11 protein-coding genes and 1 pseudogene are annotated in these 13,793 nt (G+C 34.8%); 5 read left to right on the forward strand and 7 right to left on the reverse strand.

Annotated elements, in window-relative coordinates; all coding sequences use genetic code 11:
- Positions 1-271 precede the first annotated feature (271 nt).
- Positions 272-730 (forward strand): PA2169 family four-helix-bundle protein, encoded by a 459-nt coding sequence (locus tag RTY06_RS15810; protein WP_312825932.1) that lies wholly within the window; start codon positions 272-274, stop codon positions 728-730.
- 296 nt (positions 731-1,026) lie between these two features.
- Here the strand turns inward: RTY06_RS15810 and RTY06_RS15815 are convergent, their stop codons facing one another.
- The 3 genes from RTY06_RS15815 to RTY06_RS15825 form a co-directional block, all read right to left on the reverse strand.
- On the reverse strand, positions 1,027-1,242 hold the full coding sequence (locus tag RTY06_RS15815) for a hypothetical protein (protein ID WP_312825933.1): 216 nt from the start codon (positions 1,240-1,242) through the stop codon (positions 1,027-1,029).
- 88 nt (positions 1,243-1,330) lie between these two features.
- Entirely contained in the window at positions 1,331-2,251 is a 921-nt protein-coding gene (locus RTY06_RS15820; protein WP_312825934.1) for a helix-turn-helix domain-containing protein, read from the reverse strand.
- Positions 2,252-2,304: 53 nt separating this feature from the next.
- The gene (locus RTY06_RS15825; protein ID WP_312825935.1) at positions 2,305-3,051 is read right to left on the reverse strand and encodes an SDR family NAD(P)-dependent oxidoreductase; all 747 of its coding nucleotides are present in this window, start codon (positions 3,049-3,051) and stop codon (positions 2,305-2,307) included.
- 203 nt (positions 3,052-3,254) lie between these two features.
- Here RTY06_RS15825 and RTY06_RS15830 point away from each other — a divergent pair, with 203 nt between their 5' ends.
- Positions 3,255-3,434, forward strand: coding sequence for a hypothetical protein (locus RTY06_RS15830; RefSeq protein ID WP_312825936.1), 180 nt, complete (start codon positions 3,255-3,257; stop codon positions 3,432-3,434).
- Here RTY06_RS15830 and RTY06_RS15835 read toward each other — a convergent pair.
- From RTY06_RS15835 to RTY06_RS15845, 3 genes are all read right to left on the reverse strand, one after another.
- Positions 3,417-4,844: an SDR family oxidoreductase gene (locus RTY06_RS15835; protein WP_312825937.1), complete on the reverse strand. Its 1,428-nt coding sequence runs from the start codon at positions 4,842-4,844 to the stop codon at positions 3,417-3,419. The genes RTY06_RS15830 and RTY06_RS15835 overlap by 18 nt on opposite strands.
- A gap of 244 nt (positions 4,845-5,088) precedes the next feature.
- Positions 5,089-6,846 (reverse strand): FAD/NAD(P)-binding protein, encoded by a 1,758-nt coding sequence (locus RTY06_RS15840; protein WP_312825938.1) that lies wholly within the window; start codon positions 6,844-6,846, stop codon positions 5,089-5,091.
- A 105-nt stretch (positions 6,847-6,951) separates the two neighbouring features.
- On the reverse strand, positions 6,952-7,797 hold the full coding sequence (locus tag RTY06_RS15845) for a transporter (RefSeq protein WP_312825939.1): 846 nt from the start codon (positions 7,795-7,797) through the stop codon (positions 6,952-6,954).
- 813 nt (positions 7,798-8,610) lie between these two features.
- On the opposite strand from RTY06_RS15845, the gene RTY06_RS15850 reads away from it, so the two are divergent.
- From RTY06_RS15850 to RTY06_RS15860, 3 genes are all read left to right on the forward strand, one after another.
- A complete protein-coding gene (locus tag RTY06_RS15850) occupies positions 8,611-8,994 on the forward strand; it encodes a JAB domain-containing protein (RefSeq protein WP_312825940.1) in 384 nt (127 codons plus the stop codon).
- 507 nt (positions 8,995-9,501) lie between these two features.
- Positions 9,502-10,782, forward strand: a complete 1,281-nt coding sequence (locus tag RTY06_RS15855; protein WP_312825941.1) for a DUF3945 domain-containing protein — start codon at positions 9,502-9,504, stop codon at positions 10,780-10,782.
- A 506-nt stretch (positions 10,783-11,288) separates the two neighbouring features.
- The gene (locus RTY06_RS15860) at positions 11,289-13,154 is read left to right on the forward strand and encodes an ATP-binding protein (protein WP_312825942.1); all 1,866 of its coding nucleotides are present in this window, start codon (positions 11,289-11,291) and stop codon (positions 13,152-13,154) included.
- Between the two features lie 49 nt (positions 13,155-13,203).
- Here RTY06_RS15860 and RTY06_RS15865 read toward each other — a convergent pair.
- Positions 13,204-13,719: pseudogene (locus tag RTY06_RS15865) on the reverse strand (5-methylcytosine restriction system specificity protein McrC); the annotation flags it as partial.
- Positions 13,720-13,793: the final 74 nt, after the last annotated feature.

Here is a 13,793-nt window from a genome sequence, read left to right on the forward strand (position 1 = left end):
AATTTTCTTAATTCCTTTAAAATAAAATCGTAAATTGCATCTAGGTTATTCATAATGTATTAGATTGGTAGTCAATACAATATACGAAATTTTCGTATTATGAGTAACCTTTTTTATAATGCACTACGGGTTTTATTATATAATTGTATTTAATTCTGGCTATGTTTAGATGCAGCTTATTATTCCTTTTATTTATTTTTTTTTAATAGAGCGGAACAGTCTTTGCAAGTATTAGAGTCCAAACCAATTTATTAATAAAAAAATAAAAGTTATGAATCACGATGCATGCATTGAGGCGATGAACGACCTCATTAAAATCAACAACGACAGGATTGAAGGCTATAAAAAAGCAATTGACGAATTACAAGATGATGAACATTTTGATCTGAAAACAGTTTTCAGCAGTATGGTGACCGAAAGTCAGCAATACAAAGTAGAACTGCAGAACAAGATACTCGAATATGGAGGTTCTACAGAAGATGGAACTACAACCTCAGGAAAAATTTACAGAGCGTGGATGGATGTTAAGTCTGCTTTTGCTGTCAATGACAGAGCATCCGTTTTAAGTGCTTGCGAAGCAGGCGAGGATGCAGCGCAAAAGGCTTATAAGTCGGCCATTGAGGATGAAGATGTTATGGAGGAAACGAAAGTGCTGCTTCGTCAGCACAAGCAGTCCCTCAGAACATCTCACGATAAAATCAAAGCTTTAAGGGATACCGCTAAAGCTTAATCATTTTTTTTAATCACTACTTTAACTTAAGAGAGGCTGTCTCAAAAGTACCCCCACTCTCGGACTCCTGTCTGACAAATTTTGTCGTTTAGGAGATTCTCAGAGCATTAGTTTACCTTTTGAGACAGCCTCTTTTTCAAATCAACTATTTAAAATAGATGATAAATTAAGGATTTTTATGGATGGTTTAACTAATCAATCCCGGCTCCCACTCGATAAAAAAAATCTCCGACTATCGTCGATGATAAAAACTAATTCTGTCAATACATCATAGTTTTCTGATTCTTTATCTAATATTAATTCTTCAATTTTTTAAGAAGGTTTTCAGCATATAATCCGTGAACGGGTTTTTCATCAATAAAATGTAATGTTTCAATAGATGTTACGATAGGATCAATCGTTTCATCGGCTACATAAGCCTTGAGATCTTTAACAACTTTTTCAACTTTCATTCTAGGACCACCTTCTTTAAGCATAACTATATTGCCTTTTTTAAATTTATCTTTTGACATAATTCTATTTTTTAATCATCTACCAAAAAGGACGCCATGCTAAAAAATATAGTTTTTTGACTGTAAAAATATTACCTAGAGGTGACTTCTATGAATTAAAGGTGTTCCGAAACTCCAGCGTTGATAGACCTGTCCTTATCCTGAACATCTTGCTAAAAGACTGTGGATGCTCAAACCCAAGTTCATAAGGAATCTCAGCCACTGTCAGATTGGTATTTGTCAGTCGCTCTTTCGCTTTTTCGATGACTTTACGTCGGATATACTGCTGGGCATTCTGTCCAATTAATGAGCGCAAGAGATCGCTCAGATAACCAGATGAGATATTCAGCTGATCCGCCACATATTGCATAGTCGGAAGACCTTGTTGCAAGGATAGCTGATTATTGAGATAATCCTCAAGGATACTTTCAGTTTTTTGAAGGGTATCGTTATTAGCCACTTTTCTGGTGATAAATTGCCTTTTGTAGAACCTGATAACATAGCTGAGCAGCAACTCCAACTGAGCAATTATAACTTCTTGACTGAACTCATCTACGCGGCTGTTCAGTTCCTGCTCCATGATTCGATAAACTGAGATGACTTCTTTTTCACTGTCTGAAAGATGCAGTGCCTCATTGGAGGCATAAGAAAAGTAGCTGTATTGCTTTATTTTTCGTGCAATAGGATGACCTAGCAGGAAGTCAGGGTGAATCAGTAAAATATAGCAATAGATCTCACTGTTATAATCGGTGTTTCCTACTAGCTGGTCAGGTGCTAAGAACAACATGCTACCTTCATCGTAGTCATAGTAATTCCTGCCATACTTTAATCTTCCTTTATTACTGATAATTAAGGTGATTTTATAAAAGCTTAGGATATCATAGATTGGTGTCATAGCCGTATTAGATGGATTATCCTTATTGAAATGGACAAGACTGATCAGAGGATGTTGTGGTGCAGGCAGTCCGAAAGCTTGATGGCTTTCCGATATCGAGATGAAGCGTACCAATTTATCGTCCTCGGATTTCATACTATAAATGTATAAAAAACCTATGACCAAAGATCATAGGTTTTTTATTAAAACTACCAAGGAAGAACATTATCTTCCCCACTGAAATCAGCAGGACCTGTAAAGCTTCCTGTTGGAAGATCTTCAGCCAAAGCAACTCTGATCGGTTCTTTTGAGCCTTCTTCTACTGAATCCGTTCCCTGAAAATTATTAAGGGCTGTCGCCGTAAATCCTGGGCTTACCAAATGAGCTTTGATATTAGTGTCTTCCAATTCTATCGCCAGTGAAAGAAAAATTCCATTAAGCGCCGTTTTCGAAGCACCATAGATGGCATCAAAATTCGAGCGGTAAGGATTTTCCGGATTAGAATTGATGCCGAGTGATCCCAAAGCACTGGAAACGGTTACAATCCTTGCATTATCTGCTTGATGTAATAGAGGTAAAAATGCCTGCGTCAACGCTAATGTTCCGAATACATTCGTATCCCAGACCTTTTTAAGCTCGCTTATTGGAGCGATACTGGCACGCTGTGCACCCAAAACTTCTTCCATCGTACGTCCTGATAATCCAGCGTGAGAGATTGCTGCATTGTTGACCAATAAATTCAAATATCCGTGTTCTTTTTTAACGGTCTCTAAAGCTGTGTTGATAGAATCAGAATCTGTAATAGCCAGCTGAATGGCTTTTGCAGATCCACCCAGTTCTTCAACAGCGGTTTCGCCTTTTCGAAGGTCACGAGAACCTACATATACGATGTACCCGTTCTCTACAAGGGCTTTAGCAATTTGAAATCCTACACCAGTATTCGAACTCGATACCAATGCTACTTTATTTTCTTTGTTCTACATTATTTTAATGTTTTAAATTGATGAAGCAAAGTTGGATATTAAAATAACAACGGCTGTATCTCAATCGAGATTAGTTGAAGCCTAATCGAGGATTATCATATTATTTAACAGAAGAAAAGTTGAATCATCAGTATTGAGCATTAGATGTTTTTTATTTAATATTATCCGTAGAGAATATGATAAAACTAATCAAAAGTATGATGGAATGGAGTACAAACCAGAGCAATAAAGACAATATTGCAGCTAGCAAGATCCCAAGAAAAGAATCAGGCTTTAAGATTAGAAAAGCTGATATTAAAGAAATCGGAAAAAGCATCATCATAAAAGATGCAAAAATCTTATTTTTCATCTGCTAGTTTTTTAATCATTCCTTTAAATATATAGCCATGAAAAGGCAGCACAGCATACCAATATAGCCTTCCCCATAACCCAAGAGGCCTAAAGGTTGCTTCTTGAATCAGTAAGTCATTAACAATTTTAAATTCCAGCCAGGCTTCTCCCGGTAGCTTCATCTCAGCAAATAATAGTAGTTTTTTTTCTTCTCTGCTGGCATACAATACCCTCCAGAAATCTAGAGAATCTCCAGGATCTAAACTGCTATTGTTTTTTCTTCCCCTTTTGAGGCCTACACCCCCGAAAAGTTTGTCAATACTTCCTCTTAGACTCCATAAGAAATTAGCATGATACCAGCCATTCTTACCTCCAATACCAAAAATAAGATCCAGTGTTTTCTTTTCATTCTTTATTTTTCGGGACTTACGATCTTTAAAAACACCCATCTTCGGAACTTCAAGAAAATTCCATACATCTTTTTTATAGCGGTAACTGCCAAATGAATCATACCAAGTGGAGAGTACATCATTTTGCTCTATTTTATCAAAGCTGAGGCGAAGGCTCTCACGGTAGGATAGAAGCTTTATGCCCAAATCATTTGCCAGACTATTTTTCTCTGCAACCACTTTGATTTTCATACTATCCACAAGATTCTTCGCAAGAACATAAGATGTGGAGGTGATAAAGTAGAGCCAATAGGAAGATAATTTAGGGCTCAGAACCGGTACAGAGACAATAACTCGTTTCAGTCCTCTTTCTTCAGCATAGATCAGCAGCATTTGTTTATAAGATAGAATATCAGGACCGGCAATGTCATAATGCCTATTGTAAGTCGTTTGATTTCCAATAACTCCTGTAAGAAATTCAATGACATTCCTTATGGCTATAGGCTGGCATAAGGTCTTCAACCATTTGGGCGCAATCATAAAAGGCAGTTTTTCAACAAGATCACGTATTATCTCGAAAGATGCGGAACCTGAACCAATAATGATTCCTGCGCGTAACACAGTCAATCCGTAATGATTTGATTTAAGTTGTTCTTCAACATCCTTTCTGGACTGTAGATGTTTAGAAAGCTCCTTTTCATTCACGATCCCTGTCAGATAAATTACTTGCTTACAGTTGGTTTTTCCTACCGCATCAGCAAAGTTATGGGCACTTATTTTTTCAGCCCTGCTGAAATCAGCATTAGATGACATAGAATGAATGAGATAATAAGCAATCTCTATATCTTCAGGTATGTTATCCAGACTAGTAATGTCATTAAAATCATTTTCAATGATGCTGATTTGATTTCTGAAAGTATTGTAAGGTTTAATATCAAAACGTTTACTGTCCCTTACAGAACAAATAACCTGATGCCCGGCAGTAAGCAGTTGGATGAGCAGGCGTTTACCGATATAACCTGTTGCACCTGTCAGAAATATTTTCATAGTATTTATTTTGTGATGATAAAAAATATAGTTCTGAATAAATCTTTAATGAAAGTTTGCAAAACTGAGACCATAATCAGCTGTTTCGCAATCAAAAAGAAGGCTTGAAAGCCTTCTTCGAAAATTTAAATTTAAAAATATATAAAAGTATTACAGTGAATAATCTGGATTTTATTTTTTCATGAATGATTCATCTAGCTGTAGAAAATAATTTTCAAAAGGAAAATAGAAATCATAGACAGCATCAGCTCACTAGATCATCCTGTTCCTCCGCATCAGGATCATTCAACTGTTTTGTAAATAAAGATGATACGATTCGTTCAGCAGCTGTATCACAGAAATCGAGTCCTGAGTAATCAGGATTTAGACCACCAATCAGGGGCACTGCCATAATGTAGAGTCCAGTGATAATTTCTCCGTATGAATTCAAAGCCTGGAAATAATCATTGATCTCCAATCCCGGAATCCTTAAATAGTAATTGTCATTGTAACCTTTGTAAACTTGATGCTTTTCATCCGATAATAATTCTATTGCATTTTCATTATTCTTAAAGCTTAAATAGGCTTGGCTTAGCATACTTTCTTTTTTTATTCCTTCAAAGGGAAAATCATCATAGTCGATAGGCTGCTGACCGATAGCATCTATAAAGATGGGATAATGTACTTCCAGCATTTGTTGGTCTTCGGAGGTATAATGATAAACTGCTCCGGATTCTTTATGTGGGACAACTTTACTGTCCTTGTCCACTTGGATCAGGTCGATCAGCCCAGCTTCATACAAAGACATGATCTCTCTATATGACGATTGTGGGAGTGATGCAATAATTACGGAAATCAATGGCATCATGCTTTTTCTCAACCGCAACATATCTTCAGCAGAAAAATGCTTTGCAGGATAATTCATGGCATAGCTGAAGTTGGCGAGCATTTCTTTCCAGCTTATTGGCTGTCTGCGGTCAATAGATTTCTCTGCCTCCAAGTATTCTGCTTTAAAAAGGTCGAAGCTGTCAGCTTCATTACGTAATTCAAGCATCTGTTCTGCAAAAGCCTCGATGTTGAGATCCTTTATCTTTTCATAGAAGTTAGGATCTTTTTCTTTCAAAGGTTGTTTGAAATTGATATCAAACACATAGTCAAGATCGACAAAACCACCGTGACGGCTTTTATAGTCATAGATATCCTTGAGTGACATCAGCCAAGAACTCGAAAATGCCTCTCCATCCGAGTGAAATCGCAGGGCAGGCAGAAAACCTCCTGTTGAAAATAAAGTGACCTTAAAATTTTCAGAGCCTTCATGAAGTTCATAGGTGAGTTTCCCGTCTTTATGGCTCACATAGGTTCCATTCAATCTTGCAAGTGTTTTCACAGCATCAACCGCAGTAAGAGATGTACCCCTGATGGCAATATGACCATTTAATTCTGCAGTAAACTTCGATGGAGGATAGGGTGAATCAAACCAGCCCTTGACTTGGTCTTCATATTTCTTCGGCCAGAAATGTCCTGTGCAGAGAATAATAGTTTCGGCATTAAACAAATTTTCCGAGCTTGTTGATATTATATATTGATTACCATTATTAAATGTTATATCATCCACTTTACAATTTGTCTTTACAGTTACAACACAACCTTCTTTTCGGACAGCTTTGATATACCATAAAAACATGTACTCAAGATAGTTACCCAAGACCAACCTTGGAATCACTTGATTAACGTTAAAGGTTGAATTGGAATAAAAATCTGTGAATTCATGAGGAGGATGCTTCGTAATATATTCTTCAAAACGGATTTCGAAATCCGGAAGTTCTGCCGCAGAAATATTCGCCACATGTTCATTATTTGAGCCACTTTTTCCATAAGGCATCCCAACGCCTAGTCTGTCATTTTTTTCAAAAATGGTGATAGTTTTAGGATATTGTTTATTTTCAACGATATGTTTGAGTATCATCAGTGCTGCGGGTCCGCCTCCTATCAAGGCGAGAGATTGAGAGTATATTTGCTGCATTCAGTTCGATTTACCTTGTAGATTCAAAATACATTCCAAAGAGTTCTTCTCTACGATATAAAGGATATAAAGCACAAATTCAACTTACACATAATGGATTAGATTTTAGTGACGATAGGATGCGCCAACGAAGAAATGTCTTTCCGCAGAATGTTGTAATCCGTAATTAATTCCTGCATCAAATTTGAGATCCTTGGCAGCTTCTATCTGAATAGAGGCATTAATGTAATTAGAAAATTGATGCGCTTTAAAATCATATGTATAGTAGGTTTCAGCAATGCCATCAATATTTTTAGTCAAAGAATGGCTGAGTGTTAAGGTCTGTAAAAATTCAGTATGCATCGACGGCTGATTCTTATCCTTGAATCTGTCTGCTTCTACCTGAAATCCAAGATTCCATTCATTAGGCAGCTTATAAAGCATAGGTATAATTAAACCTCCTTCCAGTTTACTTTCTGTATCATAATGAGAAGTTGGAAATTTAATATAAGGTAGAACTGCCATTACGAAGTTTCCTTTATCATTGCCAATGATATTCTGTTTAACTCTAAGATTAATATCTCCAAATCCCTGTGATTTAGAAATTCTTCCTGAAGAAAGATCAGTCTGTTTTTGCATTCCATAGGTCTGAAATCCAACCTGCACAGCGGTAGTTCCGGATACTCCAATTTTAATATTCCCCTGATTGATCAGCAGGGTATGTGTTTTCTGTGATTCAGATATTGTTCTTACTGATCTTGCTAAATCAGTTTCGTACTGAAAATGTCCCGCATCTACAGTATAAGGAGATTCTGTCACATCTGGCCGATCGGTTTCCATGTCTCGCATTTCAGATTTTGGAACAGGATTAAATAAGTTGAACTTTTTTTGAGATTCCTGTTGTCCATAACATGTGCTTGAAATAAATACCGCAGAAAAAATACTTAAAAACAAATAATATTGTTGATTCATTGCTTTTTTATCAAAGCTCTACAAAATGTGTACAAAATAGTGTTTGTTTCATTAAATATTTTTTATTTATAATAATCTCAAATATTATCATTAAAGAAAGGGCTAATTATAGCCAATTTTTCAGGTTTTATGAGAAAATTATAATTTATATCAAACCAATCTCAATGTTCATTCTGCATCTGAGGTTATCACATTTTCTATAGCAAATCTATTCCGTTGTCACTGCTGAAAAAAATCTTTTTGGGTATCCGGAATCGGAGATTCCAAACCCTCCGCAAAAAGTTTTCAAGCTTTCATCAATTGTCTTTCTTATTGTTTTCAAGCAATTGATTGCAGTTTTCATTGTGCCTGCCTGAATGGTAATCCGCATAGAAAAGTCAGAAACCTCACAAGGTGCAAATGCAGCTCATTGAAATTTTGATTCTTATTTATTCTCTCTGTATAAATCATTTGATAGAATGTTATTAAAACATAATTAATTCAATGTATTGATTAATCAGTTTGTCCAAATGGATTAGAGATTAATTCATCTAATTGAATTAGAAATCAATCCCTTACTTGAATTAGAAATCAATTCAACTAATCCAATTATAAATGTTTTGTACGATCAATTAGTAAATCAGTTTTACTGATTACAATCAACTAAAGAATAGAAAAGTCAAGATTTCCTTCAAGTTGCAATTACAGAATCTAGTGGTTTTTAATTAGTAGGTGCGGGAAATACATGTCTCCGCCGCACTCGGAGCGCATTACATGAATTTTAATATTGTAAACGAAATTAAACTAAGCTATTCAAGAAAGGGAAATTGTGAAATGCAAATCTCATCTTCAAGGGATGCAGTAAAGATTTTTAGAGAACACTTTGATTCTGATGAAATGGATTATAGGGAATCGTTCTTTGCATTGTATCTGAATCAGGCGAATAAGGTTTTGGGAATTAAGAAAATATCAGAGTGTGGGATTTCTTCAACGTTGGTCGATGTCAGAATTGTGATGCAGGCTGGTCTTCTTTGTAATGCTTCGGGGATTATCGTAGCGCATAATCACCCTTCGGGAAATCTTAAACCTTCAAGTGCTGATATTAAAATGACGGCTCAGATTAAAGAGGCGTGTAAGGTGATGAATATGACTTTGCTGGATCATGCGATTTTGACTTCGGATTCGCATTATTCTTTTGCGGATGATGGGCTGATATAGGTATAGAAAATTATTAGGCTTCTTACAATTGCTTTTGATAGTGAATGTTGGTGAGATGAGATGAGATGAGATGAGATGAGATGAGATGAGATGAGATGGTGTGATTTGAGGTGAAGTGAAGTGAAGTGAAGTGAAGTGAAGTGAAGTGAAGTGAAATGAAGGTGTAAGATGATGCGATTTGAAATGAAGAGAAGATAAGTGAGATGTGATGAAGCCTGAAATTTTTTTAGAGGATAGCCATAACTAAATAGCTTCGAATTACAGTATATTCCAATAAATTATAGCTACCAATATCAATTATTATGGTGAACAAAATCGAAATCAGAGTAAAATAGGGAGGATAAATTTAAAACGAATTAAGAAATCATCATTGTAGTTAGCATCGGATATATGATTGAAGTAATAAGATTAAAAAAAAGATTAACTGACAGATTTTTATCAATGAAGCACCCAAAAGTGTATTAAAAAATAAGATAAACCACAAAAACTAATTAACAAATCATCATTATGAATAGTATCGGAAATCATACAGTAGTTTCAGAAAATAGTACCTTATTGGTGCTTCGTCACAGTAATAATTCTGTGGGGATTGTAAAGAATGTCAATGAGCAGGGAAATCTCATAGATATTCAGCCTGACAAGAGTGGAATTGATACAACACTAAGTGTAGATTCATCGGCAGTATCTTTTTTAGATTTTTATACAAATTTTTATTATCAGCTTAAAAATCCTGCTGATTATTCATTTTTTAAAGTGAAGGAATATGAAGCAAGAGAAACTGCAATTGGTTTGCAGAAGTATTTAGAATCTTCTTCGGATAGTGAGAAAAGGGATTTGAATGAATACGCAGTTTCTATCAAGAGAGTAGAAGCCATCAGAAATCAAACAAAAGCTGGAAAAGATTGTTTTAGAGTAAATAATAGCTTTCATCAAAAGTCTTCTGAAATTAATAGTTTCCAGTACCGCTTTCAGATGGAAGATGTACCGTGGGAAAGATTGGCTGAGATAGGTCTTGATAGGGATAAGTTGGAGCGGTTGGGAGTATTAGATAGTTTGCTGAAAGGATATAAAACGGACAAAGTGATTGCTTTATCATTGAAGAATGGAAAATCAGCAGTTAAAACTGATGCAAGATTGCAGTTGAGATTAAATAATGATGGGGAAGTGGTGGTTTGTATTCATAGAGTAAAGGATAAACCTAATTTTGACGAGTTATTTTTTGGTCATAGGCTTAGTAAAGAGGATGAATTTAATCTGTTGAAATCTGGGAATCTGGGTAGGGTTGTAGAGCTTCTTGATAAAATAACGGGAGAATTAATTCCTTCTTTGATAAGTTTGGATAGGCTAACCAATGAATTGTTTTATTTGAGATTGGATTTTGTCAGAATTCCTGTGGTAGTTTGTGGTGTTCAGCTTAATAGGGAACAACAGAGAATTCTGAAAGATGGAAAGCCTTTGTTTGTTGAGGGGATGATTTCAAAAAATGGTAAAGAGTTATCGGCTAATCTTCAGTTTAATGCGGAAATGCAATGCGTGGAGTTTTTGTTTGAAGATGACTTGAAAAGTTCTGCGTCGAATATCTCTAAAGATAAAGTTTTGGTTGAGATTCCGAAGTTGTTTAGAGGGAAAAGGTTGTTCGGTTGGCAAATGAAGAAATTGGAATCAGGTGAGTGGGCTTACATTAAGGGCTTAGTTAGTAAGGGTGGTAAAAATTATCAGGGGTATATTAGTTTTGATGAGCTTTCTAAGAGGATTGTGTTTTCTTTTAAGAATCCGAAGAGAGTGTAAGAAAGTGTTTGATTAAGGTTTGTTGAATTATCTGTTGATGAGAATGGTTAATAAAAACCTCCAAAGTTTAAATACTTTGGAGGTTTTTATTTGTATTCAAACTTATGATGTAGTTTTGGAATTTTATGTCTACAAGTTTATAAAATTTGATCTCCTATACTTGTTTAGGTAACTTGTGAGAGTTGGTTCATTTGGTGTATTTAAAAAGAAAGCCGGCAGCAAAAATGCAATTCCTCCCTGTGGTCGGAAACGCATTTTTGCGGAGTTTGAAACAACCATAATTCTAAAACATTTCTTAGTGGTTGCTTTTGATGTTTGATAAAAAAGGTTGCTATCTCTTTATAACCTTAAAAATTCTTTAATTTATTGATATTGTAAATTTATTGTTTAAAAATGCAGTGACGTAATATATTGTCAACGTTGGAAAATTCATAATAACTCATTTAAAAAAATGGTTGTAGAGTGGTTTTTTTGTTACTTTGTATGCTTAGTAGTACTCGATAATTATGGAAATTAAAGATCTCATTCAATCTCTAAATCATACAGACGAATGTAATTGGATTGAAGCGAAAAAGGCTTCAGCTATTGACCGTTCAATTTTAGAAACTGTTAATTCATTTTCGAATGAACCTGGTCTAGGTGGTGGGTATATCTTATTAGGGGTTGAACAAGAACAGCATTCGCTTTTTCCTTCTTATGTTCTGTCAGATATTGATGACCCAGATAAATTGCAATTAGACCTTAGTACACAATGTGCGAGCATGTTTAATATTCCAATCCGTCCAGAAATAAAAGTAGAGATGATAGACGGGAAAAGGGTTATCTCTGTTTTTGTTGCTGAGCTTCCAGATGGACAAAAACCAGTTTATTTTAAAAATGAAAATCTACCACGCGGTGCTTATCGTAGAATAGGATCGAGTGATCAGCGTTGTACTGATGATGATCTTTTTGTGTTTTTTAATAAAGAAGATTCTTATGATTCTTCAATAATGCAAGATTCATCTTTAGATGATATTAGCGATGATGCAATTCAATTATATCGTACATTAAGAGAAAAAGTAAATCCTTTTGCTGAAGAGTTACAGTATAATGATATTGATCTTTTATACGCTCTAGGTTGTATTAAGAAAGAAAAAGATAAAATCCACTTAACTTATGCCGGATTACTACTTTTTGGAAAGCGACCTTCACATAGAAGATTGTTACCTATGGTACGTGTCGATTACATAAGAGTTCCGGGGAATGTTTGGATTGAAGATCCTGAAAATAGGTTTACTACTATTGATATGAGAGGTCCACTTTTGGAGATGGTTCAAAGAATATTTAGCCAGATCACTGATGATTTACCTAAAGGATTTCTTCTTCCAGAAGGTGAATTACAAGCAGAAAATATTGGATTGCCTAGCAGGGTACTTCGTGAAGCTATTGTCAATTCTTTAATTCATAGAACATATAGGGAAAATCAACCTATACAAATTATAAGATATGGTAATAGGATTGAAATTAAAAACCCTGGATTTTCACTTAAACCTGAAGATTTTTTAGGAGAGCCTGGATCAAAGAACAGAAATCCTTTTATTGCTGCTGTTTTTCATGAAACTAATCTTGCGGAAACTAAAGGATCTGGAATTCGTTCAATGAGATCTTTGATGGCAAAAGCTAATATGATGCCTCCAACTTTTGAAAGTGATCATAGCCGAAATCAATTTACAGCAAGACTTCTTTTACATCATTTTTTAGGAGTAGAAGATATGAAATGGTTGGCAACTTTTGATCATTTTAATCTTAATGAAGATCAAAAACGTTCTTTAATTTTTGTAAAGGAATTAGGTGCAATTGATAATAATTCATATCGTCAGCTAAATACAGTAGATGCATTAAAGGCGACACAAGATCTCAGAGATCTTAAAAGGAAGAATATTCTTGACCAAAAAGGTAAAGGTAAAGCAACGTATTACATTCCTGGAGGAGATTTTTTACAGGTTGATAAACAAGGTATTAACTCTGCTAGTACACCACCTTCGACTCTTAGTGCACCAGTTCCAGCTCTTAGTACACCACCTTCGACTCTTACTACACCAGTTCTTGCTCTTAGTACACCACTTGATAGAGTAGGTGAAGATATAAAACAAAAGATTGCTGGATTAGGACAAAGAGTTAATGATGTAACAATACTTGAAGAAATTATTAAAGAAATTTGTCAAGATAAATATTTTAAATCAACAGAACTGGCAATTATTTTAAATAAAGATGATCATTACATTAAAAGAAAATTCTTAACACCAATGATTGCTGAAGGAAAATTAGAATATCTATACCCTGAAATGCTTAATCATCCGGAGCAAGCTTATACAGCAAAATTGTTACCTTAGCAATTATGTTTTGATAATCTTGATATTGTACTTGCCGAAGTAATTACTGTTATAATTGAATTTTTCTAAAGATCTCATCACTTAAATTTTTACCTTTTTTTATTCTTCCAGAGTCGAGAAGGCTTACAAACCCCAATTTACACTGATTTAGCTTATCATTATATTTGAATTTGTAATTTCCAAACTCACTATCCTTTTGATCAACTTGAGGATATAATAACATACTTTTCTGAGATCCCCAATGTAGATTGTACACAAACATCTGCTTTAAATCTTGATCGGAAGGTTTATTGGATGTAGTAATTTTCCATTTTGTATCAATGATAAAATTTTCTCCATCTTCATTTGTTACTAATATGTCCGGTTTAATTCTTTTATTTTCCCAAAACTTATCGGAATTTTGATAAGAAACTTTGTAAGTTGCGGGCTTATATTTATGAAGAATTCTAAAAATATACTCCTCCCAAAGTTTATTCATATCGAATAACAAGGTTAGCATCTTCTCGTTACCAGAGCTAATATTTGGCGAATAGTTTAGAATTAGCATTTCTGCAATTTGAATCGCATTTGTGTAAGGCTTGGTTCATTCGTACTTCTGTTTTCAAAATAATTTAAAATATCATTATAGTGATGCATGAT

This window comes from Epilithonimonas sp. (assembly GCF_032055105.1).
In the GTDB taxonomy this organism is placed as follows: domain Bacteria; phylum Bacteroidota; class Bacteroidia; order Flavobacteriales; family Weeksellaceae; genus Epilithonimonas.

What these genes read in the sequence shown, in the direction of transcription:
- RTY06_RS15810 (WP_312825932.1), top strand. Translation starts at nt 272, where the DNA reads ATGAATCACGATGCATGCATTGAGGCGATGAACGACCTCATTAAAATC.
- RTY06_RS15815 (WP_312825933.1), bottom strand. Translation starts at nt 1,242, where the DNA reads ATGTCAAAAGATAAATTTAAAAAAGGCAATATAGTTATGCTTAAAGAA.
- RTY06_RS15820 (WP_312825934.1), bottom strand. Translation starts at nt 2,251, where the DNA reads ATGAAATCCGAGGACGATAAATTGGTACGCTTCATCTCGATATCGGAA.
- RTY06_RS15830 (WP_312825936.1), top strand. Translation starts at nt 3,255, where the DNA reads ATGATAAAACTAATCAAAAGTATGATGGAATGGAGTACAAACCAGAGC.
- RTY06_RS15835 (WP_312825937.1), bottom strand. Translation starts at nt 4,844, where the DNA reads ATGAAAATATTTCTGACAGGTGCAACAGGTTATATCGGTAAACGCCTG.
- RTY06_RS15840 (WP_312825938.1), bottom strand. Translation starts at nt 6,846, where the DNA reads ATGCAGCAAATATACTCTCAATCTCTCGCCTTGATAGGAGGCGGACCC.
- RTY06_RS15845 (WP_312825939.1), bottom strand. Translation starts at nt 7,797, where the DNA reads ATGAATCAACAATATTATTTGTTTTTAAGTATTTTTTCTGCGGTATTT.
- RTY06_RS15850 (WP_312825940.1), top strand. Translation starts at nt 8,611, where the DNA reads ATGCAAATCTCATCTTCAAGGGATGCAGTAAAGATTTTTAGAGAACAC.
- RTY06_RS15855 (WP_312825941.1), top strand. Translation starts at nt 9,502, where the DNA reads ATGAATAGTATCGGAAATCATACAGTAGTTTCAGAAAATAGTACCTTA.
- RTY06_RS15860 (WP_312825942.1), top strand. Translation starts at nt 11,289, where the DNA reads ATGGAAATTAAAGATCTCATTCAATCTCTAAATCATACAGACGAATGT.